The 26956-nt window shown below is 69.4% G+C and carries 19 protein-coding genes and 1 CRISPR repeat array; of the genes, 9 read left to right on the plus strand and 10 right to left on the minus strand.

The features are described 5' to 3' along the window. Positions 1–80: 80 nt before the first annotated feature. A complete protein-coding gene (locus AVAK2825_RS00900) occupies positions 81–1709 on the plus strand; it encodes an ABC transporter permease (protein WP_284393253.1) in 1629 nt (542 codons plus the stop codon). 30 nt (positions 1710–1739) lie between these two features. Beyond that, positions 1740–5441: a CRISPR direct-repeat array (repeat unit 32 nt; unit sequence GTTTCAACCCACGCGCCCGCACGGGGCGCGAC). 203 nt (positions 5442–5644) lie between these two features. Here the strand turns inward: AVAK2825_RS00900 and cas2 are convergent. Genes cas2 through AVAK2825_RS00935 form a run of 7 tightly spaced genes read right to left on the minus strand, consistent with a single transcriptional unit; the run spans position 5645 to position 13378 of the window. Beyond that, a complete protein-coding gene (cas2, locus tag AVAK2825_RS00905; protein ID WP_284393258.1) occupies positions 5645–5935 on the minus strand; it encodes a CRISPR-associated endonuclease Cas2 in 291 nt (96 codons plus the stop codon). A 13-nt stretch (positions 5936–5948) separates the two neighbouring features. Next, positions 5949–6989 (minus strand): type I-C CRISPR-associated endonuclease Cas1c, encoded by a 1041-nt coding sequence (cas1c, locus tag AVAK2825_RS00910; RefSeq protein ID WP_284393261.1) that lies wholly within the window; start codon positions 6987–6989, stop codon positions 5949–5951. Continuing rightward, a complete protein-coding gene (gene cas4 / locus AVAK2825_RS00915) occupies positions 6974–7633 on the minus strand; it encodes a CRISPR-associated protein Cas4 (RefSeq protein WP_284393264.1) in 660 nt (219 codons plus the stop codon). The genes cas1c and cas4 overlap by 16 nt, the downstream gene beginning before the upstream one ends. A 28-nt stretch (positions 7634–7661) precedes the next feature. After that, entirely contained in the window at positions 7662–8543 is an 882-nt protein-coding gene (cas7c, locus tag AVAK2825_RS00920) for a type I-C CRISPR-associated protein Cas7/Csd2 (protein WP_284393266.1), read from the minus strand. Further along, positions 8540–10366: a type I-C CRISPR-associated protein Cas8c/Csd1 gene (gene cas8c, locus AVAK2825_RS00925; protein ID WP_284393268.1), complete on the minus strand. Its 1827-nt coding sequence runs from the start codon at positions 10364–10366 to the stop codon at positions 8540–8542. Before cas8c ends, cas7c begins: the two co-directional genes overlap by 4 nt. Then, positions 10363–11037: a type I-C CRISPR-associated protein Cas5c gene (gene cas5c, locus AVAK2825_RS00930; RefSeq protein WP_284393270.1), complete on the minus strand. Its 675-nt coding sequence runs from the start codon at positions 11035–11037 to the stop codon at positions 10363–10365. The genes cas8c and cas5c overlap by 4 nt, the downstream gene beginning before the upstream one ends. Before the next feature lie 52 nt (positions 11038–11089). Next, positions 11090–13378 carry a CRISPR-associated endonuclease Cas3'' gene (locus tag AVAK2825_RS00935; RefSeq protein ID WP_284393272.1) on the minus strand — a complete coding sequence of 763 codons (2289 nt, stop codon included), beginning with the start codon at positions 13376–13378 and terminating at the stop codon, positions 11090–11092. 248 nt (positions 13379–13626) lie between these two features. On the opposite strand from AVAK2825_RS00935, the gene AVAK2825_RS00940 reads away from it, so the two are divergent. The 4 genes from AVAK2825_RS00940 to AVAK2825_RS00955 all read left to right on the plus strand — a co-directional run bounded on the left by AVAK2825_RS00940 (position 13627) and on the right by AVAK2825_RS00955 (position 18869). Next, the gene (locus AVAK2825_RS00940) at positions 13627–15156 is read left to right on the plus strand and encodes a DegQ family serine endoprotease (RefSeq protein WP_284393274.1); all 1530 of its coding nucleotides are present in this window, start codon (positions 13627–13629) and stop codon (positions 15154–15156) included. Between the two features lie 166 nt (positions 15157–15322). Next, positions 15323–15982 carry a response regulator transcription factor gene (locus tag AVAK2825_RS00945; RefSeq protein ID WP_272565085.1) on the plus strand — a complete coding sequence of 220 codons (660 nt, stop codon included), beginning with the start codon at positions 15323–15325 and terminating at the stop codon, positions 15980–15982. Continuing rightward, positions 15982–17472: an ATP-binding protein gene (locus tag AVAK2825_RS00950; RefSeq protein WP_502870471.1), complete on the plus strand. Its 1491-nt coding sequence runs from the start codon at positions 15982–15984 to the stop codon at positions 17470–17472. Before AVAK2825_RS00945 ends, AVAK2825_RS00950 begins: the two co-directional genes overlap by 1 nt. Then, on the plus strand, positions 17469–18869 hold the full coding sequence (locus tag AVAK2825_RS00955) for a phospholipase D-like domain-containing protein (protein WP_284393278.1): 1401 nt from the start codon (positions 17469–17471) through the stop codon (positions 18867–18869). The genes AVAK2825_RS00950 and AVAK2825_RS00955 overlap by 4 nt, the downstream gene beginning before the upstream one ends. A gap of 152 nt (positions 18870–19021) precedes the next feature. Here the strand turns inward: AVAK2825_RS00955 and AVAK2825_RS00960 are convergent, their stop codons facing one another. From AVAK2825_RS00960 to AVAK2825_RS00970, 3 genes are all read right to left on the minus strand, one after another. After that, positions 19022–20557, minus strand: a complete 1536-nt coding sequence (locus AVAK2825_RS00960) for a PepSY domain-containing protein (RefSeq protein ID WP_284393280.1) — start codon at positions 20555–20557, stop codon at positions 19022–19024. Positions 20558–20577: 20 nt separating this feature from the next. Then, positions 20578–22845: a TonB-dependent receptor gene (locus tag AVAK2825_RS00965; RefSeq protein WP_284393282.1), complete on the minus strand. Its 2268-nt coding sequence runs from the start codon at positions 22843–22845 to the stop codon at positions 20578–20580. A 187-nt stretch (positions 22846–23032) separates the two neighbouring features. Continuing rightward, positions 23033–23416 carry a DUF2946 family protein gene (locus AVAK2825_RS00970; protein WP_284393284.1) on the minus strand — a complete coding sequence of 128 codons (384 nt, stop codon included), beginning with the start codon at positions 23414–23416 and terminating at the stop codon, positions 23033–23035. Between the two features lie 253 nt (positions 23417–23669). Here AVAK2825_RS00970 and AVAK2825_RS00975 point away from each other — a divergent pair, with 253 nt between their 5' ends. The 4 genes from AVAK2825_RS00975 to AVAK2825_RS00990 all read left to right on the plus strand — a co-directional run bounded on the left by AVAK2825_RS00975 (position 23670) and on the right by AVAK2825_RS00990 (position 26775). Continuing rightward, complete coding sequence (locus AVAK2825_RS00975) at positions 23670–24152, plus strand: DUF2127 domain-containing protein (RefSeq protein WP_284393285.1); 483 nt, start codon at positions 23670–23672, stop codon at positions 24150–24152. A 217-nt stretch (positions 24153–24369) separates the two neighbouring features. After that, positions 24370–25884, plus strand: a complete 1515-nt coding sequence (locus tag AVAK2825_RS00980; protein WP_284393286.1) for a lyase family protein — start codon at positions 24370–24372, stop codon at positions 25882–25884. A 52-nt stretch (positions 25885–25936) separates the two neighbouring features. After that, complete coding sequence (locus AVAK2825_RS00985) at positions 25937–26389, plus strand: META domain-containing protein (RefSeq protein ID WP_284393287.1); 453 nt, start codon at positions 25937–25939, stop codon at positions 26387–26389. Positions 26390–26514: 125 nt separating this feature from the next. Next, complete coding sequence (locus AVAK2825_RS00990) at positions 26515–26775, plus strand: hypothetical protein (RefSeq protein ID WP_284393289.1); 261 nt, start codon at positions 26515–26517, stop codon at positions 26773–26775. Positions 26776–26956: the final 181 nt, after the last annotated feature.

Below are 26956 nucleotides of genomic sequence, written 5' to 3' on the forward strand. Positions count from 1 at the left end.
CCCTTCAGCGCTCGACCGAGGCCGTCTTCGACCGGAATGCCCCGTCCGATTCTCCCGACCCGTCCCTTCAGGGCCCGCCCTTGCCACGCCTTCTTTCCGCCCTGCGATCCATTCCCCTGCTGCTGCTCGCCGCTGCGCTGACCTTGCCGGTGCTGGCCGTGCTCGCGTCGTGGCTGCCGGGCAGCGCGGGTGGCGCCGAGGCCGGGGCCATCCTGCGAGAAATGGCCGCCACCGTGCTGCCCGGCTACTTCGCCACCACCGTGTGGCTGGGCCTGGCCGTGGCCATCGGCGCGGCGGTGGTGGGCACGGCGACGGCCGCTGCCGTCACCCTGTTCGATTTTCGCGGCCGCCGCACGCTGGAATGGCTGCTGCTGCTGCCGCTGGCCATGCCGGCCTATGTGACTGCCTACGCGTACACCGACTTCCTGCAGTTCAGCGGCCCGCTGCAGGTGTGGCTGCGCGAAACCTATGGCCTGCAAGGCCGGCTGCTGCCCGAGGTGCGCAGCCTGGGCGGCGCGGTGTGGGTGTTCATCTTCTCGCTCTATCCCTATGTGTACCTGCTGGCCCGCACGGCACTGGGCGAGCGCGCCGCCCACCTCATGGAAGCCGCCCGCCTGCTGGGGGCCCCGCTGGCGCGGCGCGTGCGCACCGTCGCGCTGCCGCTGGCGCGCCCCGCGGTCGCGGCTGGCGTGGCGCTGGTCCTCATGGAAACACTGGCCGACTTCGGCGTGGTGAGCTACTTCGGCATTCAGACCTTCACCACCGGCATCTACAAGGCGTGGCTGTCGATGGACAACCGCCTGGCCGCGGCGCAACTGGCCACCATCCTGCTCGTGCTCGTCATGCTGCTGCTGCAACTGGAGCAGCGTGCGCAGCGGCGCATGCGCTTTGCCGCGGGCGGGGCGGGCCGTGCGGGCTCCGCCGAGGCCCAGCCGCAGCGGCTGCAGGGGCTGCGCTGCATCGCCGCGTGGGCGGTGTGCGTGCTGCCGGTGGTTTTCGGCTTCGTGGCCCCGGTGGCCTTCATGCTGCGGCCCCTGGCGGCCGACTGGTCCGTGCTGCCCTGGTCGCGCTTTCTGGAGTGGGCCGGCAACAGCGTGCGCCTGGGCAGCATCACCGCCGTGCTGGCCGTGGCCATCGCCCTGGTGCTGGCCTTCGCCGTGCGGCGGCGGGCCGGCGCGCTCACCCGCGGCGTGGCGCAACTGGCCAGCCTGGGGTATGCCGTGCCCGGCGCCGTGATCGTCGTGGGCCTGCTGCTGCCCGTTGGCTGGCTGCAGGCCGCCGCGCCCCAGTGGGGCCTGCCATCGATCATCACCGCCACTGCGGTCGGCATCGTATGGGCCTACCTCGTGCGGTTTTGCGCCGTGGCGTTGCAGTCGATGCAAAGCGGCTACGCGCGCATTCCCGCCAGTCTGGACGACTCCGCCCGCATGCTGGGCGCCGGCGGCGCCGGCCTGCTGGCCCGGGTGCACTGGCCCCTGCTCAAGCGCTCCACGGCCGCCGCGGCGCTGCTGGTGTTCGTCGACGTGATGAAGGAACTGCCCGCCACCATGGTGCTGCGGCCCTTCAACAGCGACACCCTGGCCGTGGTCGCCTACCAGCTGGCGCGCGACGAGCGGCTGGGCGAGGCTGCCTTGCCGTCGCTGGCGCTGGTGGCGGTGGGGTTGGTGCCTGTTGTGCTGTTGAGTCGGACGTTGCGGAGCCGGGGGTGAGGGGGAGATAGAGGGGGCTTTTCAGGGCCTGTTTAAAGCCACGCACCCGCACGGGGCGCGACTTGTAGCGGGCACTGATCTCCGGATACCCGAGGTTGTTTCAACCCACGCGCCCGCACGGGGCGGGACTGCCGATCGCCTGCAGTGCCTGGCCGCCGCTGGTGTTTCAACCCACGCGCCCGCACGGGGCGCGACCGGACTGCTGGGCCTGACGTGCTGCAGCCGCTGCAGTTTCAACCCACGCGCCCGCACGGGGCGCGACGATTGAAAGCGCCCGCCACCTCCCCGACTGCAGAGTTTCAACCCACGCGCCCGCACGGGGCGCGACGTCATGAACCGGCCTTGCGTCGTGTCCGCGTTTCAACCCACGCGCCCGCACGGGGCGCGACCCATCGGTCGTTTTGACCATCTGGATGAGCGTGCGGTTTCAACCCGCGCGCCCGCACGGGGCGCGACCTGTCAACCGTGCGCTTGCCGCTGATCGCTCCGGCGTTTCAACCCACGCGCCCGCACGGGGCGCGACTGCGCACGGCGCCGCGTCCCACCACCGTGCGCAGATGGTTTCAACCCACGCGCCCGCACGGGGCGCGACACGGCGGTCATGTGGTCCTCAGAGCGGGTGGAAGGTTTCAACCCACGCGCCCGCACGGGGCGCGACCATCACTCCGGCGCCGTTCGGGTCCAGCACGCGCTGTTTCAACCCACGCGCCCGCACGGGGCGCGACGCAGCAAGATGCTCTTCGACTGCGTCAAGGTCGTGTTTCAACCCACGCGCCCGCACGGGGCGCGACCTCAGTTCGTCATCGCCCTGCTCGGGCATCAAGTCGTTTCAACCCACGCGCCCGCACGGGGCGCGACGCTCTTCGAGCCTTTGGGCAAGCGGGATCAGCTGGTTTCAACCCACGCGCCCGCACGGGGCGCGACTGACGCTGCGCGCCGATAAGTTCGCGGAGGAGCGGTTTCAACCCACGCGCCCGCACGGGGCGCGACACCTGGGCGGTTCGGTGGCTGCAACGTTCAGCGAAGTTTCAACCCACGCGCCCGCACGGGGCGCGACGCGGGCCCGACTACCGAATCCGCAACCCGGCCGATGTTTCAACCCACGCGCCCGCACGGGGCGCGACCCTCGGACATCGGCGAGTAAGTGCCGATGAATTCGTTTCAACCCACGCGCCCGCACGGGGCGCGACGCCTTGCCGCCCAGCAGGTGCAGCACGCTGTCGCGGTTTCAACCCACGCGCCCGCACGGGGCGCGACTTCCAGCCGAAATCGAGCAGCGGTTGCTTGGCCGTGTTTCAACCCACGCGCCCGCACGGGGCGCGACGTCGCTGTGGGCGGCAGCTGGATTGCCGCCGCCAGTTTCAACCCACGCGCCCGCACGGGGCGCGACGGCTTGGCGCGCCATCGCAATGGACGGCGAATCAGCGTTTCAACCCACGCGCCCGCACGGGGCGCGACCCCCCGCCGGCAGGCGGCTACGCATGAGAGTTCGTAGTTTCAACCCACGCGCCCGCACGGGGCGCGACAAGAACGCCCGACCGATCACCGCCGAAACGCTGGTGTTTCAACCCACGCGCCCGCACGGGGCGCGACGCCATCGCTACTGCCACCGCCACCGCTGTGGACGTTTCAACCCACGCGCCCGCACGGGGCGCGACCAAGCGGGCGATCCACTGGCCGCCGATGGACTCAACGTTTCAACCCACGCGCCCGCACGGGGCGCGACGCCAGTGGCCAGGGCATTGCTGAGCGACTGCTGGATGTTTCAACCCACGCGCCCGCACGGGGCGCGACGTTATTCAGTCCATCGTTCAAGTAACCGAAGAATTGTTTCAACCCACGCGCCCGCACGGGGCGCGACGGTTCGCACCCCTGATGCGGGTGCTTTCGACGTGGATGTTTCAACCCACGCGCCCGCACGGGGCGCGACCGGTTGCGGGTGCGGAACTCCTGAAAGCGCCAGTAGTTTAAACCCACGCGCCCGCACGGGGCGCGACCTTGGGCTTGGAACCCGAGCCATCCGAGCGGATGTTTCAACCCACGCGCCCGCACGGGGCGCGACGGTTTCGCCCGCGTTGTAACCGCGCCAGCCCTTGAGGTTTCAACCCACGCGCCCGCACGGGGCGCGACAATCGCGGCCCAGTTCGATGTGGCGACGTGTGGGCGTTTCAACCCACGCGCCCGCACGGGGCGCGACGTGCATGCCCGGGTGGTTCACGCGGTTGGTACGGTGTTTCAACCCACGCGCCCGCACGGGGCGCGACTGTGTGCACGTCACACCCCCTGATTGCGGTGCCGTCGTTTCAACCCACGCGCCCGCACGGGGCGCGACGCTCGCCCGCGAAGAGCTTGCCGCTGTTGCCCTTGTTTCAACCCACGCGCCCGCACGGGGCGCGACCTGCCTACAGCGACCAGATGGACTCCCCGAGCGATGTTTCAACCCACGCGCCCGCACGGGGCGCGACATGATGAGTTCGCCGGGGAAGGCGAGTTGCAAAGTGTTTCAACCCACGCGCCCGCACGGGGCGCGACGGGCTTTCAGTGCAGCCGGTGTGCAGGCATTGAAAAGTTTCAACCCACGCGCCCGCACGGGGCGCGACCCGCGTCGCACGACACCACCAGCTTGTCCGGGTCGAGTTTCAACCCACGCGCCCGCACGGGGCGCGACGGAAGATCCGGTATCGGCCGAACCACCGCAGGAGGTTTCAACCCACGCGCCCGCACGGGGCGCGACCGACAAGCTGCTGGCGGTGGTTTATGCCGGCCCTGTTTCAACCCACGCGCCCGCACGGGGCGCGACGGGCGCTTCCGCCACGAGCGACAACCCAGGGCAGCGTTTCAACCCACGCGCCCGCACGGGGCGCGACGGCAGTCGTAATACGCCTGCACCAGCTTTTCGAATGTTTCAACCCACGCGCCCGCACGGGGCGCGACACAAGGTGGGCCGGAAGGTGAAGCCGCTGAGGTGTTTCAACCCACGCGCTCGCACGGGGCGCGACGGGGCAGCGGGTGTTCGTACGCGACGGGGTCATCGTTTCAACCCACGCGCCCGCACGGGGCGCGACGCCAGGCTCTCCGGGCCCGGCGTGTGCCAAGCGTTCGTTTCAACCCACGCGCCCGCACGGGGCGCGACAGGTCCACCTTTGTCACCGAGCCCTGGTAGTCCACGTTTCAACCCACGCGCCCGCACGGGGCGCGACGATGCGCACGAAGTCGATCAGGCCCGCCAACTGCGTTTCAACCCACGCGCCCGCACGGGGCGCGACCGCTGGTCGGCTGCATTGCTGACGTCAGGCAGGCTGTTTCAACCCACGCGCCCGCACGGGGCGCGACGAGGGACTGCGGGTGTCGGCCGCGGTAACCGACGGTTTCAACCCACGCGCCCGCACGGGGCGCGACCCGCTCCACGAATTGGGGATCGTTCCCCACGCTGGAGTTTCAACCCACGCGCCCGCACGGGGCGCGACAAAGGGCTGAGCGCCTGGAGCGCACGTTTCTCAAGTTTCAACCCACGCGCCCGCACGGGGCGCGACAGTGGATCGAGTTCAGTGGGTGTGCGGTCGGTGGGTTTCAACCCACGCGCCCGCACGGGGCGCGACTTCATCAATCGTTGATCCAATATGCAAAGGTATTGTTTCAACCCACGCGCCCGCACGGGGCGCGACCACCAAGCCGGCGGTTTCCTCCATATGTCGGATCTGTTTCAACCCACGCGCCCGCACGGGGCGCGACTGCCCATTTATAACCGCCTGTCCCCACTAGCAAAAATCCCCTCTTTCCGCGAACCCCTTCCCTTTGGCAGGCGTACCAGCGCCTCTCCCACGTGCCAGGAGAAAAATCATCGATCAATCAAAGAGTTGGAACTCCGCGAAGCGCGATGGCCGTGCCCAGTCGCTTGGGGTTCGCAAAATGGCGCCGCCGGTGCCCAAGGCGTGTCAGAGAATGAGCGGAGCGTTCAGGTCGAGAACGGGCTTGGCCCCCACGTGTTCCACCCGGTCTTTCCATTGTTGGCCCAGGTAGTAAAACCGAAGGCTGTCCGTGGACGGGTCGATGATCTGGACCAAGCGGTTTTTCAGGGCCACCCATTGTGCCGAGTCCACTTCGATCTCGAACACCGAGTACTGCACGCGCTGGCCAAAATCCAGACACGCTTTGGCGATGTGCCGCAGGCGCCGGGCACCCACCTTGTCCTGCGAACGGACGTCATAGCTCACAAGCACCATCATGATCGGCGATGCCTCATTTCCAAAGGAAGGGTGGGTAGGCGTCGAGGTCGCCGCGCAAGTGGCGGGCCAGCAATTGGGCCTGGATGAATGGAAACAGCCCGATGGGCGCCTTCTCTTCCAGAAAAACGTGCCGCAGCGTTTCGCGCTTGCGCTCCTGGTAGGCCGTCAGCACCGTCTTGCGCGATTCTTCGCGCAGCAGCACGGCGCCGTTGTCCATCGTCTGAAAATCGCGCTCGCCGATCTGGCGCAAGTTGATCAGCGACAGCGCCAGCCGGTCGGCCAGCAGCGGCCGAAACTCCTCCAGAAGATCCAGCGCCAAGCTGGGCCGGCCTGACCGGTCGCGGTGCAGAAAGCCCACCGCCGGGTCCAGCCCCACGCTTTCCAGGGCCGAGCGGCAATCGTGGGTCACCAGGGTATATAAAAAAGAGAGCAGGGCGTTGACCGCATCCAGCGGCGGCCTGCGGCTGCGCCCGGTGAACCGCATGGCGGTGCCGGGCACGCGGATGAGGTGGTCGAACACCCCGAAGTAAGCCTGCGCCGCTTCCCCCTCGTACCCGCGCAGCAGGTCCACCGACGGTGTCTGGGCCAACTTACCGGCGATGCGTTCCAGACGCTGGTGGGCATGCGCCAGGGCGGCTTCGTCTCCGGCCGCCAGCTTGCTGCTGTGATCGCGAAGGGCCCGGCCCAGCACGGCGCGCTGGTTGTGCAGCTTGCCCTGCAAAAGATTGCGCACGATGCCGGCACACCCCTCGGGGTTGTCCGCGTTGCGGTACTGCGCGCGCCGCAGCAGGACGTTGTCGGACACGGGTCCTTCCACCCGTGCCAGAAACCTGCCGTTGGTCGTGAGAAAGCAGGTGCTGATGCCCTGTTCCGCGCAATAGCCCAGCAAAGGGGGCGACACCAGCACGCGGCCAAAGCACACCAGGCTTTCCAGCATGTGCACGGGCAGCCGGGCACGCACCGTTTGCTCGACTTCCATCACGATGTTCGCACCGTCCTTGTGAAGCCAAGCGCCTTCGGTGGTCACATACAGGGTGTTCAGCTGTCTGCGCATGGTGGCTCCGCCTCGCTGTCTTCTTTCAGTTGTCGGGCGAGCCAGTCGTTCACGCTGCTCTGGCGTCCCAGCAGCTTGGGCTGGCACAGGTCGAGCAGCGAGCAGGCATCGCAGCGCTTGGGGCTGTACTGCGCGGTGGGTGTGATGTTCGCGTCCAGCATGGCGCGTGTGGCACCGATGGTTTCCCGCGTGAGTTGGCGCAGGGCCTGATCGAACGGCACATCGGTGCGTCGGCGTGTCTCGCCATAGAACAGGGCGCCCTGCGCAATCGGCTGCTCCAGCATCGCTTCCAGGCACAGGGCCTGTGCGCACAATTGCACTTCGTCCGCGCGATGGGCCTTGGGCCGCCCGCGTTTGTATTCCACGGGAAACGCCTGTTCGCCGTCTTCGATCTCGTGGAACTCCACCACATCCGCAATGCCGGTGATGCCAAGCCCCGGGTGCGCCAGCGGCATGGCCGTGACCGTGCGCACACCGCGTCGGCGCTCGCCCCGGGGCTTGTCGGCGCGCTCGTGAAGCACCCGCCCCTCTGCGGTGTGACGGCTTTCCGCCCAAAGTTGCTCCACATGGATGAGGGCGCACTGGCGAGGGCAATACAGGTAGTGTTGCAGTGCCGAAAGGGGAATGAAGTCCGATTCGTCCACGGCCTGCCTCCAGGCGTGCGAAGCCGCGCTAGATCAGCTCACGAACGGCCACGCCCGAAGGAATGGCCGCTCGGTCGATCTCCACGCGGTAATCCGCGAACCGGCGTGGAGCGCTGTCTGCATCGGCCTGTGCCGGTGTGATCCGGACGGCATCGAACAGCACATGCGCTGGTGCATTGCCCATGGCGCTTTCATGCTCGAACACGATCAGCTTGCGGGCCGCCATTTCGCCGCGTGCGGCCGAGCGGTCGTGTTCGAACATGTTGATGAGCGCGCGCCAGAACAGCTCCAGGTCTGCGTCGGAAAAGCCCGTGCGCTCGGCCAGCTTGGCCGAGACAAAACCGTGCGCGCGGTACAGCCCGTAGGGAATGATGTGCTTTCGACCCATGGTGCGGTTGTCGCCGCTCTGCGCCTCGGCCTCCTTCTCGGTGGTCACGGCCATGCGGGTGATCGAAATCTCCAGCGGCACCACCGGGTCGATGGAGGTGGCGAACGCCATCTGCACCGGCCCGCGCACCTGGCCCGCGTTGACACCCGTGGTCATCACCGCGCCGAAGGTGCGCACGTCGAAGAAGTTGTTGCACATCCATTGCGTGATGGCGCGGGCTTTCTCTTCTTCCTTGGGCAGCTTCTTGTCTTCGGGTTTCAGCGACTGGGCATCGTAGGCTTTGCGGTGCTGGTTGTTGAGCACGGCCTTTTCCTGCATGTAGATGGCATAGCGCTCGTCGGTTGGTTTGTCCAGGCTGACGAAGTTGCGGATCTTGCGCTTCAGGCACACGTCGGTCACCAGGCCCCGGTTGGTCTCGGGGTCCAGGCGCGGCAGGTTGCCGGCGTCTGGATCGCCATTGGGGTTGCCGTTGGTGATGTCGAAAAGGTAGACGAACTCGTAGCGGTGGGCAATGGCGGTCATGCGGGGGCTCCCTCGGTGTTGTCGGTGTTGGAATCTGCGGTGTCTTGTTCGGCCTCCGTGCCGCCTTTGATGAAACGGCTTTGGGACTGGTGGTAGTACCCGATGGCGAAGCGGCCCTGGTCCTCGATGCGCAGGCTGCGCGGGAACTGCTCCCCCAGGCCATCGACGATTTCGCGGATGTCTTTTTCCAGGTTCACGGCCAGGCCCGGTTTGTCCTTGCGCAGCTTGCCCAGGTGGTTCTGCGTATTGCGCAGCAGCACCGGAAAGACGGATGCCGGCGTGGCCGATGCCGCGCCGTAATACCGGTCGCGGATGGTGGCATTGACCTGGCCACCGAGTGCGCTGCGCTGCACGGCTTCCAGCACCGCGAACAGGCGGCCCAGCCGGTAGCCTGGGTTTTCGGATTGCTTGTCGAGACTCACGGGAACCTCCTCCTTGTGGATGTGTGTGTGGATGCCCAGCCGCTTCTCCCGGGCCAGGATGCCTTTGCAGATCGCCGCGCGCAGGCCCGACAGGTTGCCGTCCGAGCGGATGCGCATGAGGGTGTTGGCCAGCAGGCTGCGCGGATAGGGCCGGCCGCTCAGCACCGAGCGCATGAATTCGCCGGCCAGGTTGTTGAAGGCATCGTCCATCTTGGGCATGGCGCCTTCGCGGTTGGGCACCGTCGCAAGGAGGACGCGGCGCGCGGCCGGCGCGGTCTTCCAGGGAACAGGTTCGATCCGAAAGTCCTGCGCATGCTCTGCCAGGCGCTGGGCGAAGAGGCCCAGCGTGCCCGTCTCCCAGAAGCGGATGGAGATGCGCGAGGCGTTCGGAGCCAGCCCCAGCACGAACATGCGCGTGCCGTCCTGCAGCTTCGGATTCAGTTCGCTCAAGGGGCGTCCCTTGGCGATCTGCTCCAGCACTTCACGCACCCGCGCCGCTTCCTGGGAATCGTCCGGCGGCGCGTTGAGCAGCGACTCGAACGTCAGTTCGGCTTCCTGCGCCTGATCCGCATCGTCCGCCTCCGCCCAGAACACCACGCTCGCATCGCCGATCTGGATGCGCTGGCGGTTGTGCTCGCCACGCCGCAGCAGGTGGTTGAACACGGTGGTGTAGGCAAAGGCGGCCTGCTCGGAAACGGGCGCGTTTTCGCCCTGGCTCTTGCCATACGACGTGAACGACTCCAGGTTGAACGACACGATGGATGCGCCAGAGCTTTGCGCACCGTTCACGCCTTTGATGGCAGGGTGCAGGCGCGCCACTGGCAGTTGCTCGCCGGTCACCAGGCAGTGGGCCCGCGCGTGGGGCGCCGCATCTTCACTGCCCAGCAGCCGTGCGCGCACCGTTTGCGCGGCGGGGCGCTCGTGCAGGTGGGTGCGCTCGCCGTCCAGGCGAAAGACGACGTTGGCGTCCAGCATCTCCGGCGTGAAGGGGGCCTCGGCAAAGCGCGCCGGTGTCCAGCCGGACAGGAAGCCCAGAAGCGCCTTGAGTCCCGCATCCTCCGTGCCTGCCAGGCTTTCCTGGTGCAGCGCCTTGAAGGCTTCGTGCTCCTTGTCCGCACGCTTGCTCGTGGCGCTGGCGCCCAGCACATAGCTGGTCTTGTCCCAAAGAAAGTTCGACTTGATGCCCACCGTGCGCTTTTCGGGCTGCGGTACGTTCATCGGGCGCGGCAGCGGCTTTTTCCCGGAGGTGTCGCGGATGTCGTTCACATCCACCACGCGCCCATCGGGTGCCAGCAGAATCTCGTAGCTGATCTTCTCGGGGCTGTAGCCGAAAGGCGAGAGCCCCTCTTCGCCGCGCGTCAGCAGGCGCTGGTAGTAGGTGTTGAGGGCCTGCAGGATCATGCCTTGACCTCCTCGCTGTGCCAGGGCGGCACCTCGATCACGCCGTCCGCCATCTGCGCGCGGAAGAAGCGGGGCGACATGCCCCGGTCGAAATCGATGTCGTGCAGCGTCCAGCCCAGGTCGCGCGCCTCCTGCAGGCTTTCGTGCTTCTCGGGGATGGGGTCGCCGTCTTCGATCAGCTGGAAGTTCGCCGGAAACTCCCGCACGCCCATGCAGGGCTGCTGAAAGCACTGTCCCTTGCGTGCGCGGCGGTTGAAGATGTCCAGGTGCTTGCCGACCGAGTCCTCGGCCCCGGCCTTGGGGGTGAGATCGAAGTGCGCTTCGATCACATAGGCCACGTCGCGCAGGATGGTGGCGGCGCGCTGCTGCCGGTCTTCATCGACGTAGTTCACCAGCCCCGCGGTGTCGCCGGCCTTCATGGCTTTGGTCACGCTGGCGGGGGAGAGCTTGCCGCCCACTTCGTTGCGCCGAATGGATTCGAAGCGGATGGGATTCAGCACATGGATGCGGTCGACATGCCATCGGATCGCCGGCTTCCAGTGGATCGCATCGAGAATGCCGCGCGCGGCGGAGGGGGTGATGACGTCGTAGGAGACGCGTTCCACCTTCATTTCGGGGCGCGTAAAGCAAGCGCGTTCGCCCCAGACCTTGAGCTTCACTCCATATCCCATTGGCCCTCCCGTTTGTGTCATTGAATCATCGCTGGGCACCCCTACAGCGGGCTTACCAGTTCAGGTGTTCGGTGCGGATGAATGCCGGGTGATCCCAGCTCAATCCAAATTGCGGGTCGTAGAGGCCGTCATGGGCGAGCACCATGAACTGGTCGCCCCATTTTTGAGGCGCGACAGGAATGACCGCGCCCGCCTCGTCGAGCGCATCGAAGCCCTGGCGGGGCAGTTGCACCAGATAGGGTTGCAGCTTGCGCGCGAGGCCGACGCTGCCTTCGGCGTGCTCCAGATCGCGCAGCAAGCCTTTGGCGTCGTCGTCATACGGCACGATCACCGGCATCTGCACGGTGTCGATCATGCGGAATTTCGTGGCCAGCGTTTCCATGGGAAGGCTGTCGATGCGGCTTTCGCGCAGCAGGCCCATGAGGTCGGGCTTGTCCAGCGAATCACCGCCCTTTTGCCAATACAACAGGGCGAAGTAGCGGCCGATGGCCTCGGGCGACAAAGGGTCGCCTGCGTTCTGACGCAGCACTTCGCGGGCGGCCTGGGCGTATTGCTTCAGTTCAGGCGGCGGGGCCCAGTCTTCGTTGGCGTTGGCAAACACCAGCACGTCGCTGGCGTCCAGGGGCCTGCCGCCTTCGCGGTTGCAGCGGCCTGCCGCCTGGGCGATGGAGTCCAGGCCCGCTTCGGCGCGCAGCACGGTAGGGAAGTCCACATCCACGCCGGCTTCGATCAAGCTCGTGCTCACCACCCGGCATGGCTCTCCAGCCTTGAGCATCTGCCGCACCTCGGCCAGCACGGCGCTGCGGTGTTTGGCGCACATCAGCGTGGTCAGGTGGCGTGCGCCGGGCAGATCGGCCATGGCCTGGTACACGGCCCTCGCATGGCGGCGGTTGTTGACGATGCACAGCACCTGTTCGCGCGAGCGCATTTCGGCGGCCAGCGCCTCGTCGCTCAGCGTGCCCACATGCCGCACCCGCACGCGTTCGAGCTGGCGGAACAGCCGGTCCGGCTCCGGCGCCAGTTCGCGCACGCCCGTGAGCCCGCCTTCGAACGCCGGCGCCTCCAGGGCGGGCTGCGTGGCCGTGCACAGCACCACGCTCGTGCGGTAGTTGCGGGCCAGCTCATCGATGGCGGCCACGCAAGGCCGCAGCAACTGGAGCGGCATGGTCTGCGCCTCGTCCAGGATCACCACGCTGCCCGCGATGTGGTGCAGCTTGCGGCACTGCGAGGGCTTGGCCGCGAACAGGCTTTCGAAGAACTGCACGGCGGTGGTGACGACGATGGGAGCGTCCCAGTTCTCCATGGCCAGCCGCAGCTTCTGGACCGACTGGTACTTCTCGGGGTCATTGCGCGGGGGCGGCTGTTCCACGAAGGCGCTGTGGTGCTCCAGCACGGCCGCCTCGCCCAGCGGGCCCAGTGCCTTGCGGAACACGGCGGCGTTCTGCTCGACGATGCTGGTGAACGGGATCACGAAGATCACGCGCTGCAGCCCGTGGCCAATAGCGTGGTCGAGCGCGAACGCCAGCGATGCCAGCGTCTTGCCGCCCCCCGTGGGCACCGTGAGCGAAAACAATCCTGGCTCCTGCCCCGCCTGGCCCCGCACATGGCGCAGGATGTCGGCACGCAGGCGGTTCACGCCGCTATCGGCCTGGAACTGGCCCAGGAAATGGTTGAGCTGCTCGCGCAGCGCCACGAGCGTGGGCGGCGCGCCGCCGCCACGGCGCAGGTCGGGGCGTTTTTCAGCGAGGTGGTAGAACGCCTCGGTATCGAGGAAGTCGGCATCCACCAGGCACGAGAACAGCATGCGTGCGAGAAACGCCAGCTGGAACGGATACCGGTCCTTGGCCTGCTGGCGGCCCTGGCCGCTGTAGGGCTTGAAGCCCGCAGGCGCCCCGAGGCGAGCGGGCAAGGCGATGTCTTGTTCCCAGGCGGGGTGCAGCGCCGGCAGGTCGGACGACAGCCGGTCGGCCAGGGCCGTGCGCTCGCCCTCGCCCTGCCCATTGGCCAGCCCCGCATGGTGGCCGGCAATGCCGTAGGCCAGCAGTTGCCCCATATCCCCCAGGCGCTCCTGTGCGATGCGTGCCCCCCAGGTGGAGTGGTCCACACGCAGCGGACTGCCGCGCAGCCGGTCCTGAAAGGGCTCGGTGTACTTGCCCAGGTCGTGCAGATGCCCGATCACCCGGGCCAGCGCCTCGCCGCCGAAAACAGCAGCGAATTCTCCGGCCCCTCGGCCCACGGCGTGCAGATGGTCCGGCAGGGGCTGCCAGCCTTCCCGGTCCGCGCTGCCGGTGGAATGCGCATAAAAGCGCGGCGTGCCAGTGCCTTGCTCTGGGTCGTTCAATGGTTTTTCCTCCCTTTGGATCGGTGGCCGCAGTCCTTTATGGATGAGCTGTCGGCGGGGGCATTGTGGCGGTTGTGTGTGGCGGGCCGCCTGCGGGATTTCCCTTTGGTGCGCCTTCTCGGTCACGTCCAACGAATGAACTGCGCCGCAACCGGGCCTGCATCGCCAGCCCCCGGATGTCCCTAAGCCACACCTAAGTCTCGTTGCCCAAACTGCCCCCCATGCAACGACCCAACGAAAGGACTGCCATGAACTCCGTTCTATCGACCCCCCGCCGCCTGACCCTGGCCCTGCTCACTGCCGGCGCCATCGGGGCCACCGGCGCGGGGCTGGTGACCAACATGCATTCCAGCCGAGCCGCCATGCCGCCTGCCGCGGTGCAGCCGGCGGCCATGCCGTACACGGGCGGCGTGACGGCGCCGGACTTCGCGCAGATCACCGCGCGCAACGGTCCGGCGGTGGTCAACATCAGCGTGAGCGGTACCACCAAGACGTCCATGACCGATTCGGACGACGACGATGACGAGACCGCGGCCCACCCGCGCAGCGGCGCGCAGGGCATCGACCCGAACGATCCGATGTTCGAGTTCTTCCGCCGTTTCGGCATGGTGCCGCCCGGCCTGCAGGCCCCCGGCCGCCAGCGCGAGGTGCCCACGCGGGGCGAGGGCTCGGGCTTCATCGTGAGCGCCGATGGCGTGATCCTCACCAACGCCCACGTGGTCAAGGGCGCCAACATGGTCACGGTGAAGCTGACCGACCGGCGCGAGTTCCGGGCCAAGGTGCTGGGCTCCGACCCCAAGACCGACATCGCGGTGCTCAAGATCGACGCCAAGGACCTGCCCGTGGTGCAGCTGGGCAGCACGCGCAACCTCGCGGTGGGCGAGTGGGTGCTGGCCATCGGTTCGCCCTTCGGCTTCGAAAACAGCGTGACGGCCGGCGTGGTGAGCGCCAAGGGGCGCTCGCTGCCGGACGACAGCTACGTGCCCTTCATCCAGACCGACGTGGCGGTGAACCCCGGCAACTCGGGCGGCCCGCTGTTCAATGCGCGCGGCGAGGTGGTGGGCATCAATTCGCAGATCTACAGCCGCTCGGGCGGCTACCAGGGCGTGTCGTTCTCCATCCCGATCGAGGTGGCCGCCAAGGTCAAGGACCAGATCCTGGCCACGGGCAAGGCCAGCCATGCTCGCCTGGGCGTGTCGGTGCAGGAGGTGAACCAGGCCTTTGCCGATTCGTTCCAGCTCGACAAGCCCGAAGGGGCGCTGGTGGCCGGCGTGGAAGAGGGCGGCCCGGCCGACAAGGCGGGCCTGAAGTCGGGCGACGTGATCCGCAGCGTGAACGGGCAGCCCATCGTGGCCTCGGGCGACCTGCCGGCCATCGTGGGCCAGGCGGCGCCCGGCACGCAGGCGCGGCTGGAGGTGTGGCGCCATGGCAAGCGCGAGGAGTTCACCGCCACGCTGGGCGATGCGAGCGACAAGGCCACCAAGATCGCCAGTTCGGAAAAGTCGAGCGGCAAGGGCCGGCTGGGCCTGGCGCTGCGGCCTTTGCAGCCGCAGGAGCGCCGCGATGCCGGCGTGGACGGCGGCCTGCTGGTGGAGGATGCCCACGGCCCCGCCGCCCTGGCCGGCGTGCAGCCCGGCGACGTGCTGCTGGCCATCAACGGCACGCCGGCGCGGGGCGTGGAGCAGGTGCGCGAGGCGATGGCCAAGGCGGGTAAGTCGGTGGCCCTGCTGATCCAGCGCGACGGCGACAAGATCTTCGTGCCGGTGCCGCTGGGCTGAAGCCCCGTCCTGCGCGGCGGCATTGGGCCAGCCGCTATGCTTGGCGGCCATGGACGCCGCCGCCTGTTCGCAACCCCCACGCACCCGCGCCGCTGGCGCTGCGATTGCCGCAGCCGCCGCCGGCGCGGTGGCGTTTGAGACCTGAAAAGAAGAGGAGGGCCGCCCCATGCGCCTGCTGCTCGTGGAAGACGACACCATGATCGGAGAGGCCGTGCACGATCTGCTGCGCGCCGAGCATTACGCAGTGGACTGGGTGCGCGACGGCGAGATGGCCGACACCGCCCTGCGCACGCAGACTTACGACCTCGTGCTGCTGGACCTGGGCCTGCCCCGGCGCGACGGCCTGGCGGTGCTGCGCGACCTGCGCGCGCGCAAGGACCGCACGCCGGTGCTGGTGGCCACCGCGCGCGATGCGCTGGCCCAGCGCGTGGAGGGGCTGGACGCCGGCGCCGACGACTACGTGCTCAAGCCCTACGAACTCGATGAACTGCTGGCCCGCATCCGCGCCCTCACGCGGCGCGCGGCCGGGCGGGCCGAGCCGGCATACGAGCACAAGGGCGTGCGGATTTTGCCGGCCACGCGCGAGGTGACGGTGAACGGCGCGCCCGTGGTGCTGTCGGCGCGCGAGTGGGCCGTGCTGGAGCCGCTGCTGGCGCGCCCGGGCATGGTGCTGTCGCGCACCCAGCTCGAAGAAAAGCTCTACGGCTGGAAGGACGAGATCAGCAGCAACGCCGTGGAGGTGTATGTGCACGGCCTGCGCAAGAAGCTGGGCGCCGAGCTGGTGCTGAACGTGCGCGGCGTGGGCTACATGGTGCCCAAGGCATGATGCCGCCCGCCACCCAGGACCCGACCCACAGCCAGCCCGCGGGCCCCGGCGGGCCGGCGCCGCGCACGGGCGCACCGGCGCATTCGCTGCGCGCGCGGCTGCTGTGGTTCCTGCTGGCGGCGATCGTGTGCACGGCGCTGTTGCAGATCCTGCTGTCGTACCGCTCGGCGCTGTCCGAGGCCGACGAGATCTTCGACTACCACATGGAGCAGATGGCGATGGCCCTGCGGCCCGGCCTGCCGGAGGTGTCGGCCAACGCGCCCGGACCGCTGGTGCACGACGACGAGAACTACGAGTTCGTCGTGCAGGTCTGGTCGGCCGAAGGATTGCGCGTGTTCGAGTCCGCCGTGGGCGCTGCCCTGCCGCAGCGCGCGGTGCTGGGCTTTTCCAGGGTGAAGGCGCATGGCACCACCTACCGCGTGTTTTCGGTGCAGACGCGCTCCCAGGTCATTCAGGTGGCGCAGGACATGGCCGTGCGCAAGGCGATGGCGCGCGACTTGGCCCTGCGCACGGCCGGGCCCATCGCACTCATGGCGCCGCTGCTGGCGCTGGCCGTGTGGTGGGTGGTGAGCGGCTCGCTCGCGCCGGTGGAGCGCGTGCGCCGCGAGGTGGCGCAGCGCCAGGCGGACGACCTCTCGCCCGTCGACGGCGATGCCCTGCCCGCCGAGGTGCAGCCGCTGGTGGACGAACTGAATCTGCTGTTCGCGCGGGTGCAGCGGGCTTTCGAGGCACAACAGCACTTCGTCGCCGATGCGGCGCACGAGTTGCGCTCGCCCCTGGCCGCGCTCAAGCTGCAGGCACAAGGGCTGCTGCGCGCACCGGATGCCGAGGCGCGCGGCGTGGCGGTGGCCCGCCTGTCGGCCGGCATCGACCGGGCCACGCGGCTGGTCGAGCAGCTGCTGGCCCTGGCGCGGCAGGAATCCAGCGTGGCCGCGGGGGCCCCCGCGCAGTCCGTGGTGTTGGCCGACCTGGCGCTGCAGGCGGTGGCCGATGCGGCGCCCGCCGCCCAGCAGCGCGGCATCGACCTGGGCCTGGCCCGGGCGGATGCCGCCCCCATTGCCGGTCATGCCGAGGCCCTGCGCATCCTGCTGCGCAACCTGGTGGACAACGCGGTCAAGTACACGCCCGACGGCGGCGTGGTGGACGTGCATGTGATCGCGGATGCGCCCGCGAACGGCGTGGAGCCGGGCGGCGCCGTCACCCTGGTGGTGGACGACAGCGGCCCCGGCATCGGCGAAGGCGACCGCGAACGCGTGCTGGGCCGGTTCTACCGCGCGCCGCAGGCGGTCGAGGGCGGTGCGCAGGTGCCGGGCAGCGGGCTGGGCCTGGCGATCGTGCAGTCCATCGCGCGCATGCACCAGGCGCAGGTTGCCCTGGAGGGCTCGCCGCGCCTGGGGGGCTTGCGGGTGTCGGTGCGGTTCGATGCGCTGGCGGGGGCCGCGCCCTCCGCGCCGGCCCCGCAGGCGCCATCGGCCGGGGACGGCGCTTGACCGGCTTCGCCGTCCTCTCGGGCCTGGGCCACGCGGTGTTCGTGGCGGTGGGCCTGCTGATCTACGTGATGGGCACGCGCATCGGGCGCCAGCGGCGCCACCCCTCCGCCGCGGTGGCCTGGGTGCTGGCCATCGTGGCCTTTCCGTACGTGGCGGTGCCGCTGTTCGTGCTGTTCGGCGCCCGCAAGTTCGCGCGGCCCCTGCGCCGCCCCCGCAAGGCGCAGCAGGAGACCGCCGCGGCCGCCGCGCAGCCCGCCGGCCCGCCCTGGGCCGCGCGGCTGCTGGCCAGCATGGAGCTGGAGCCGGCCGTGCGCAACGCGCGCGTCGTGCTGCACGCCGACGGCACGCAGGCCCTGCACACGCTGCTCGCGACCATCGCCTCGGCCGGGCACCGGCTGGACGTGTGCACCTTCGTCTTCGGCGACGACCCGGTGGGCCGGCAGGTCGCACGGGCCCTGGGCGAATGCGCGCAGCGCGGCGTCGCCGTGCGGCTGCTGCTGGATGCGGTGGGCAGCCTGGCCACGCCCGGCGCGCTGGTGAAAACGCTGCAGGCGCAGGGCGTGCAGGTGCGCCGCTTCATGCCCATGCTGCACAACCCGATGCGCGGGCGCACCAACCTGCGCAACCACCGCAAGCTGGTGGTGGCCGACGTTGAGCGGCTGTGGAGCGGCGGGCGCAACCTGGCCTGCGAATACTTCCTCGACCAGCCCGGCCACCCGGCCTGGATCGACCTGAGCTACGAGGTGCACGGCCCCCTCGCCCTGCAGGCCGCCGCGCAGTTCGAGGCCGACTGGAGCACCGCCAGCGGCCGCCTGGTGCGCGCCGCGCTGCCCCAGCCGCTGCCGCCGGGCCCGCGCGATGGCCCGTTGGCCCAGTGGGTGCCCAGCGGGCCGGACCACGCCGACGACACCGTGCATGCCCTGCTGCTGGCCGGCGCCTACCACGCGCAGGAGCGCATCGTGGCCGTGACACCGTATTTCGTGCCCGACGACGCGCTGCTGGAGGCCTGGTGCATGGCCTGCCGCCGCGGCGTTCGCGTGAGCCTGCTGGTGCCCTGGCGGTCCAACCACCGCCTGGCCGACTGGGCCCGCGAGCGCGCCCTGCGCGAGCTGGGCCTGGCCGGCGCCGAGGTGTGGCTGGCACCGGGCATGGTGCATGCCAAGGCCGTGCTGATCGACGACGACCTGGCCCTGTCCGGCTCGCTCAACCTCGACGCGCGCAGCCTGTTCCTCAACTACGAGGCGATGACGGCCTTCTACGGTCCGGCCGAGGTGCAATGGCTGTCGGACTGGTGCGCGCGCCAGATCGCCCTGGCGCGGCCCTATGTGCCCCGGCGCCCGTCCTGGCCGCGCGACATCGGTGAGGGCGTGGTGCGGGCGGTGGGCTTTCAGCTGTAGGACGGCCGTTCGCCCGGCGCGGGGCTCCCGCAAAGCGGTGTTTTGCTATTGTTTTTATAGCTTCATCGGCAATAAGTACTAGGGCATGAGGCGGTTTTGGTATCGAAATCGCCCTGTGGGCGCGTGGGGCGCCCGGGCCGGCCAGCCCGCGCTCACGCCCGGCCCGCCTTGCGCCGCAGCCGCCGCCAGCCGATCACCATGCCCGTAGCGCTCAACGCCGCGCCCCCCAGGCCCAGCACCAGCATCACCGCGTCCCACAGCGGGCGCCGCTCCAGCAGCGGCACCCAGTCCCAGCTGTGCAGCATGGCGAAGAGCCAGCGGCTGGCGCGGCGGTGGCCGTCCAGGCGGCCCAGCACGGCGCCGGTGAGCGGGTCCACGTGCACCCAGGTGGCGTGTTCGTCGGCGAACACCGCGCGCAGCACCGGCAGGGGTTTGGCGGGCGCACCCGTCATGGTGTGGGGCGCGCGGGCGTAGTAGTACAGGTCGTAGTGCGCCAGCGTGTCCACGCGCACCAGGGGCGCAGCCACCAGGCGGGCGATGGCCTCGCGCAGCGCGGCGGTGTCGATGGCGGTGGGCGCGGCCGTGGCGGCATCGAGCACCTCGGGCGCGCCTTGGGCGGGCTGTGCCAGCACCAGCGTGCGGCCCGTGGCGCGCACCCAGCGCAGTTCGCGCGTGGCGCCGCCAGACTGGGCTAGCAGCGCGGCCAGCGAGGCCGTGGGCGGGTGCGGGCCCTGCGGCGGGCCCATGGCCAGCGGCCCGCCCTGCAGGGCCGCCAGATTCAGCGGCGGCGCGCCGCTGTCGAACAGCTTCCACGGGTTCATCGACATGAAGCCGCTGAAGATCCACGCGATGGTCGCCGCCGAAAACACCAGTCCCAGCGCATGGTGCCAGCGCATCGCGGGCGTGGGGTAGGGCGTGCGCGCGCCGCTGCGGTAGCGCCCGCGAAAGCGCCAGCGCTGCAGGCCCACGACGGTGCCGGCCAGCGCCGCCAGCGTGCCGGCCACGGCGAGCGTGTTCACCGTGGCGCTCCAGCAGGGCTGCAGCGCGTTGCCGCGCAGCGGGTAGAGCCAGTGGATCCACGTGCCCACGTAGCCCCACAGGCGCTCGGTGCGCGGCGCATCGCGCACCACCTCGCCCGTGGTGCCGGACACGTAGAGCACGGTGCCGTCCGCATCGTGCAGCCGCACGCGGTGCAGCGGCCGGTGCATGTCCAGCCCGCGCGAATGGGTGAACGCATCTTCCTGCAGCGTGCCTTCGTAGTCCGCGGCCACGCCGGGGCCGGCCCAGGCCGCGGCGCTGGCCAGCGCGCGTGGCGCGTCCACCGCGCGCAGCACCTCGCCCGTCGCCGCGTCGATCACCGTGGCGGGCGAGCGGGGCGGCGCCCCTTCGGGCCGGACCAGGTACACCGCGCGCCCGCCGCTGGCCACCGCCAGGCGCAGCTCGGCCAGCGGCACCAGCGCCAGGCCGGCGGGCGCCAGCGCGGCGTCGGGCTCCCGCAGGCCCGTGCCGTCGCCCAGCGGCGGCAGGTGGGCGGTGCGCTCGGCCTCGGTGAGCTGGGGGTAGCCCACGTACATCATCACGATGCCGGAGACGAACCACATCGCGAAGAAGCCGCACAGCAGCACCCCCAGCCAGCGGTGGGTGAGAAACAGCCAGCGCTTGGCGCGCACAGGGCGGGTCCAGTCCATGGTGCGTTTCCCGTCGGCGGTCAGAACGCCACCTGCAGCGACACGTCCACCGTGCGCGGTGCGCCCAGGTACACCTGCGCGCTGCGCGCTTCGGCCGCGTAGAGGCGGTCGGTGGCATTGCGCAGGTGGCCCGAGAGCGTGGCGGTGGGCGAGAGCTTCCACGACAGCCCCAGGTCCAGCAGCGTGTACGAGGGCCAATACTGCGTGTTGGCCGCGTCCGCATAGATACGCCCTACGCGCCGCGCCCCCGCCGTGGCCTGCAGCGCGGGCGTGACCGCGTAGCCCAGCCACAGGTTGGCCACGCTCTCGGGCGTGTTGATGGGCGTGCGGCCGGCCAGCGACACGCCGCCCTGCACGAACTGCTCGTAGCGGGCGCGGGTGCGCATCGCGTTGGCCTGCAGCTGCCAGCGATCGGTCAGGCGCAGGCCCACGGCCACCTCCGCGCCGCGCGACGACTGCTCGCCCACCAGCACGGTGAACGCGGGGTTGTTGGGGTCCTGCGAGGCGATGTTGCGCCGCGTGATCTGGAACGCCGCCACCGTGGCCGTGCCCCGCCCGCCCCAGAAGTCGAACTTGGCGCCCGCTTCCAGCTGCCGGCCCGTGGTGAGCGCGCTGTTGTTGGCCACGTCGGCGAACGAGGCCGTGGACAGCGAGCCCGACGGCGGGTCGCTCGCCGTGGCGTACTGGGCGTACACGTTGGCGCCGGGAGCCACGTCCCACACCACGCCCAGGCGGCCGGTGGTGGGCGTGTAGCTGCGCTCGAACGTGGCGGGGCTGGTGGCGGTGACGGCGCGGCGGTTGGTCAGGTCCAGCGCGATGCGCTCCTGCCGCAGCGCCGTCACCAGGTTCACGCCGGGCACCAGGGCCGTGCGGTTCTCCACGAACACCGCGGTGGTCTGCACGCGGTTGTCGCGGTCGGCGCGAAAGCCGGGCGCCATTCCGGGAATGTCGAAGAAGCGCTCGGTCGTGAAGCGGTACGGGTCCACCGTGCTCACCGTGCCGGCCAGGCTGTTGGGAAAGCGCGTCTGCCGGTTCACGCTCACGTCCAGGCCGAAGGCCCAGTCGCTCGGCCGGCCGGCCAGCGTGCCGTGCCAGGTGGCCTCGGTGCGGTTGCCCACCAGTTGCTGGTCGTGCCGCTGCAAATAAGCGCTGCCGCGCGAGACCAGGGTGTTGGCCGCGTTGTACTGGTAGGTCTCCACGTTGCGGTAGTCGCGCAGCGCGTCGTAGGCATAGAGCGTGTTGCGCCATTGCAGGGCGTCGGACACGCGCCACTGCGCCACCGAGCGCAGCCAATGCACGCGGTGGGCGTACATGCCGTCGCTGCTGTTGTAGTTGGCAAAGCGCGTCCCGGGATCGATGCGCAGCGCGCCCACGGCGGGGTTGAGCACCGGTGTGCCCCAGTAGGGGCGGTCCACCGCGTCCTTCTGGTACTCGTACGCCAGCAGGTGCGTGAAGCCGCCGCCCAGGTCGGACAGCAGCGACGCGGCCAGCTGCGTGGACCGGGTCTGCGTGCCCGTGGTCCAGCTGCCGGCGTCGCGGTGGTTCAGGTCGATGCGCGCGAAGTGGCTCGGCCCTGCGCCGCCGTCCTGCGGCCCCGCGATGCGGCGGTTGAGGCCCGCCGAGGCCTCCTTGAGCCCGTACGAGCCCGCGCGCAGCCGGCCTTCCGCGAAGTCGCCGCTGCGGTCGGGCGTCTTGGTGATGTAGTTGAGCGAGCCGCCCACGGCCCCCGCACCGTACAGGAAGCTCGAGGCGCCGCCGACGGCCTCCACCCGGTCGTAGATCCAGCTGTCCACCGCGCGCGTGGCGCTGCCGTACTGCACCGTGATGCCGTTGTACAGCTGCGTGACCGAGTTGTTGCTGAAGCCCCGGTAGCTGGCCGCCATCGAGCCCGGCGCGTTGTGCGCGGTCACGCCGGGGATCGCCCGCAGGATCTCCTGCGTGTCCTGCGCGCCACGGGCTTCGATGGTGGCGCGGTCCACCACGGTGACCGAGGCGGGCGTCTCGCGCGGCGTGAGGCCCAGGCGGCTGCCGGTCTCGGCGGGGGTGTCCAGGTTCAGCCGGCCCAGGGGCTCGGCGGATGTGCCCGAGACGGTCACCGGCGCCAGCGTGGGCACGGACGAGAGGGGCGCGTCCTGCGCCGGGGCGGCGGCGGGCCCGAAGCCGGCCAGCGCCGCCAGCACCGCGTGGGAAAACGGTGAGCGTGCCTTGCGCGGTGTTCGGGCCGAAATCGGCTGCGGCTGCAGTGGTGGCGCGGGCAGGGCGGAGGAGAAAAGGGAAGTCGTGGTCATGGCATCGATCAGCACGCGGATCGCCCGCACCCGGCGCACGCCGCCCGCCGCGCGGTGGCGGCGGTACGGCAGTGCGCCCGGCGGGCCGGATCAGCAAAGGGGAGGGGAAATGCGTTCGCGCGGGGCAGCAGTCACCCGCCCACGGGCGGATGGCCGCGCTGCGGCGAACGCAGGGAGCCGGCGAGGCTCAGGCGTGCTGAAAGACCGGGGGGCCGCGCGCAGGCAATGGCGCGGCCGTGGCGGCTGCGATGCGCGCCGCTGCAATGGCCTGCATCGCATGCCCGAGCGGCAGCGGCTGCGGCAGGGTTTGCACCGCCACCACCGGGGGCGGCGCTCCGTGGGGAATGCACAGGGGGCAGTCCATGGCCGTCTGCCCCATCTCCACCGGCCCGTCGTCGGTCTGCACATAGACCTTGACCATGCCGGACGTGGAGCAGACCCACTCCATCGCCCGCGCATGCACCAGCGGCGAGGCCGTGGCCACCGCCATCGCCGCCATGAAGCCCATCAACACCCAACGGCGCAGCGCACGCAGGGCGTGCAGCAGGGCGATGGAAGTCGGTTGCTTCATTTTTGATAGCACTATGCCGGGAGGTTGATTGCGCTGGAGGCCTTTTTGACCCAGATCCGCGTTCGTGGAGCAGCACCACCGGATCGTCGGGGCGGGCCGCCGGATTGTAGGCCGGGGCCCCGGCTGCGCGGTGGGGTCGGCGGCGCGCGTGCCGGCAGGGCCGACAATCGGCCTGGCGCCCGTCCACCCTTCGTCATCCGTTCACCTTCATCCATCCTATCCATCCACGCCGTTCGCGTGGGAGGCGTTTTCCATGAACCAGGCCGTCCGTCTCGTCGCGTTCCTCGAAGCTTTCAAGGGCCTGCTCGTCCTGGCCGCCGCCACCGGGCTGCTGTCGCTGGCGCACCGGGACATCTACGCCATCGCCGTGCGGCTCATCGAGCATGCGCACCTCAACCCCGCGGCGAAGTACCCGCAGATTTTTCTGGATGCAGCCCGCAACGTGCAGGACTCCCGGCTCATGCTGCTGGCCCTGGGCGCTGCCGCGTATGCCGCGCTGCGGCTGGTGGAGGCGTACGGCCTCTTCAAGGAACGCCCCTGGGCCGAGGTGCTGGCTGCGGGCAGCGGGGCGATCTACCTGCCGTTCGAGTTCATCGGCTTCCTGCACCACAGCAATGCGCTGCACGCGGGCATTTTCGTGGTCAACGCGCTGGTGGTGGGGGTGATGGTGCGGGCGCTGCTGCAGCGGCGCGCTGCGCGACCGGGCGGTGCGCCGCAGGGTCTGCACGGCCGCTGACGCCGAAGGCGGGTGGCGGCGCCGGGGCGGCTACCATGGCTGTTTCCCCCGCGGAGTTCCCATGCGCAAAGCAATGACCGTCCTCGCCGTCGTCGGCACCCTCGCCGCCCTGTACTTTGCGTACCGCTACGGCGTGTATTGAGCACAGACCCAGCGCGCCCATCATCGCCACGGCCGCCTGCGCCGGTGGAAAAAACCATTAAAGAGACAACATGCCATGCCCATGAAACCCACCCGACTCGCCATTGCCGCCGCCATTTCCCTGGCGGCCCTCGTGCCCCACGCGGGCGCCCAGACCCCCGCCAAAAAGCACGACGATTTCTTCTGGCTCGGCGAGATCAACAAGGCCACCGCCGTCATCAACACCGACGAAGGCCTGCTCGACAAATCGCTGTCGCCCCTCGTCTACAAAGGCATCACCCAGGTGCTGGCCAACGGCGACAAGCCGGGTGGCAAGCGGCCCTCATTGGTCATCACCTTCGAGCCGTTGCTGATCGAAGCCGCCGGCCCCCAGATCACGCTGCTGCACGCCGGCCGATCGAGCCAGGACATGCTGGCCACCGCGCGGTCCGCCATCCTGCGCGATGAAATGCTCCACCTGGCCGAGGCGCTCAGCCAGATCACCGCCACCCTGATCGAACTCGCCGGCAAGCACCGGGCCACCGTGGTGCCCAACTACACCAACGGCGTGGCCGCCCAGCCCAACAGCTACGGCCACTATCTGCTGGGCATCGCCGCCGGGCTGGAGCGCGACGCCCAGCGCATCCGCGAAGCCTATGCCCGCATGGACCGCTCGCCCATGGGCACCACGGTGCTCAACGGCACCAGCTGGCCATTGAACCGCCAGCGCATGGCGGACTACCTGGGCTTTTCCGCCACGGTGGACAACGCGTACGACGCCGCGCAGATCTCCGCCGTGGACCAGCCCGTGGAGGCCGGTGCCATCGTCATGGCCATCGCCCTGCATGCCGGCAGCTTCATCGAAGACGTGATGACCCAATACGCCCAGCCGCGTCCCTGGATCCTGCTGCAGGAAGGCGGCGGCAACACGTATGTCTCCAGCGCCATGCCGCAAAAGCGCAATCCCGGCCTGCTCAACAGCACCCGCCGCGACGCTTCCACCGCGCTCAACCTGGGCATGGGCCCCGCACTCCAGGCGCACAACATCCCCCCCGGCATGAGCGACCCCAAGGAGGTCCGCACCAACGCCGCGATGGTGCAGGCGGCGGTCGGCGTACTGAACAACTGGACGCGCATCCTCAACAACCTGGTGATCGATCCCCAGCGTGCGCTGGAGGAGCTCAACAGCGACTGGACCGCATCGCAGGAACTGGCCGATGTACTGATGCGCCAATACAAGCTGCCCTTCCGCGTCGGCCACCATTTCGCCTCGGAGGTCGTGGAATACGCCAAGGCCAAGGACATCAAGCCTCTCGCGTTTCCGTATGCGCAGGCGCAACGCATCTACGCCGAGACGGTGAAGGGAACGGAGTTTGCACAGGTGCTGCCCCTGTCCGAGGCCGAGTTCCGTTCCACGCTCGACCCCGTGGCGATCGTCAGGAACCGCCAGACCGCCGGCGGCCCGCAGCCCGCCGAAATGGACCGCATGCTGCGCGAGGCCACCCAGCGCGTGGCCGAGCAGGACGGCTGGATTAAGGCCCGGCGCGCGCAGATCGCGGCGTCGCTGGCGCGGCTGGATGCGGATTTCGAGAAGTTGGGCGGGGCCCGCTAGGGTGCTCGCGCTCATCGCTGGTGCCGCGCTCGCTCTGATAGCGAGTGGCGCGATGGCCTCGCCACAGCAGCCCCCTCAGCGGGAGGCAGAGCCAGCGCGCGAAAACTTCTACCTCGGCACGCTGGATACCGCTGAATGGGGACTGGTCTCGATCTTCGGCCCTGATGGCACAGAGCGGCACGATTGGCCAAGGACCGGCATGGGCAATTCCGGCCCATCGGTGCGGTTGAGCTTTCCAGGTGCCGGGCTTTTCGGCCTGCGCGTGTGCAACGGGTCGACATTCCGATACCGGTGGTGGGCCGAGGACGACGGCATTCGTGCCGAGCCAGTTTTCCAGACGATGGCCGCGTGCGACGATCAGCCCCTGATGCAGATGGAGGCCTGGGCCCATCGGCAGTTGTCGCAAATTCGCCGATACAGCCTGTACACCGCAGCCGGTGGCACCTTGAGACTCAGGCTGTCTTTTGCCGATGGCAGCCGTTGGGAGCTGCAAGGCTGGCCGTGACGCGGTCGGTGCCGCGCGGCTTCGACGCATTTCGAAACAGTCGCGCACAAGGGCCGGGCTATGGTGCGACGGTCACAGGTAGGTTGTGGCCATCGTTCAATCCATGCACCAGGAGAAGAAAACCCATGGCACTCGTTCCATGCCCCGAATGCAACCGACAGATTTCCGATCAGGCGGCCGCTTGCCCCGGCTGCGGCCATCCGCAGGCACCCGCCATCAGCAGGCGCTCTGCCTTTGAATCCGGCACCCACGAGGGCCGCCACGCCGGTACCGTGAAAGCCGGCATTGCCGGGATGACCGCCGCCAGCCTGGGTGGCTGGGCCGCGCGGGCGGTGGCGGTGGTGGTGCTCGGCATCGTCGCGGTCGTGGCGATGCTCAGCCGCTGAGACGCGGTTTGCGGGCGCTGGCCCCGCATGCCTTGGACCGACTGTCCCTGGAAACTCCGGCTCGCCGCCATGCGCTGCGTCCGCTCACCGTCGGAGGCCCGCCCCGGGTGATCGAGGGCTGGCTGGGGCAAGAGCGCCCTTAAAAAAACGCGACTTTCCGCAGATCCAGGGCCGGAACGCT

This window comes from Acidovorax sp. SUPP2825 (assembly GCF_030158995.1).
Lineage (GTDB): Bacteria > Pseudomonadota > Gammaproteobacteria > Burkholderiales > Burkholderiaceae_C > Paracidovorax.

What these genes read in the sequence shown, in the direction of transcription:
- cas2 (WP_284393258.1), bottom strand. Translation starts at nt 5,935, where the DNA reads ATGATGGTGCTTGTGAGCTATGACGTCCGTTCGCAGGACAAGGTGGGT.
- cas1c (WP_284393261.1), bottom strand. Translation starts at nt 6,989, where the DNA reads ATGCGCAGACAGCTGAACACCCTGTATGTGACCACCGAAGGCGCTTGG.
- cas7c (WP_284393266.1), bottom strand. Translation starts at nt 8,543, where the DNA reads ATGACCGCCATTGCCCACCGCTACGAGTTCGTCTACCTTTTCGACATC.
- cas8c (WP_284393268.1), bottom strand. Translation starts at nt 10,366, where the DNA reads ATGATCCTGCAGGCCCTCAACACCTACTACCAGCGCCTGCTGACGCGC.
- cas5c (WP_284393270.1), bottom strand. Translation starts at nt 11,037, where the DNA reads ATGGGATATGGAGTGAAGCTCAAGGTCTGGGGCGAACGCGCTTGCTTT.
- AVAK2825_RS00940 (WP_284393274.1), top strand. Translation starts at nt 13,627, where the DNA reads ATGAACTCCGTTCTATCGACCCCCCGCCGCCTGACCCTGGCCCTGCTC.
- AVAK2825_RS00945 (WP_272565085.1), top strand. Translation starts at nt 15,323, where the DNA reads ATGCGCCTGCTGCTCGTGGAAGACGACACCATGATCGGAGAGGCCGTG.
- AVAK2825_RS00950 (WP_502870471.1), top strand. Translation starts at nt 15,982, where the DNA reads ATGCCGCCCGCCACCCAGGACCCGACCCACAGCCAGCCCGCGGGCCCC.
- AVAK2825_RS00960 (WP_284393280.1), bottom strand. Translation starts at nt 20,557, where the DNA reads ATGGACTGGACCCGCCCTGTGCGCGCCAAGCGCTGGCTGTTTCTCACC.
- AVAK2825_RS00965 (WP_284393282.1), bottom strand. Translation starts at nt 22,845, where the DNA reads ATGACCACGACTTCCCTTTTCTCCTCCGCCCTGCCCGCGCCACCACTG.
- AVAK2825_RS00970 (WP_284393284.1), bottom strand. Translation starts at nt 23,416, where the DNA reads ATGAAGCAACCGACTTCCATCGCCCTGCTGCACGCCCTGCGTGCGCTG.
- AVAK2825_RS00975 (WP_284393285.1), top strand. Translation starts at nt 23,670, where the DNA reads ATGAACCAGGCCGTCCGTCTCGTCGCGTTCCTCGAAGCTTTCAAGGGC.
- AVAK2825_RS00980 (WP_284393286.1), top strand. Translation starts at nt 24,370, where the DNA reads ATGCCCATGAAACCCACCCGACTCGCCATTGCCGCCGCCATTTCCCTG.
- AVAK2825_RS00985 (WP_284393287.1), top strand. Translation starts at nt 25,937, where the DNA reads ATGGCCTCGCCACAGCAGCCCCCTCAGCGGGAGGCAGAGCCAGCGCGC.
- AVAK2825_RS00990 (WP_284393289.1), top strand. Translation starts at nt 26,515, where the DNA reads ATGGCACTCGTTCCATGCCCCGAATGCAACCGACAGATTTCCGATCAG.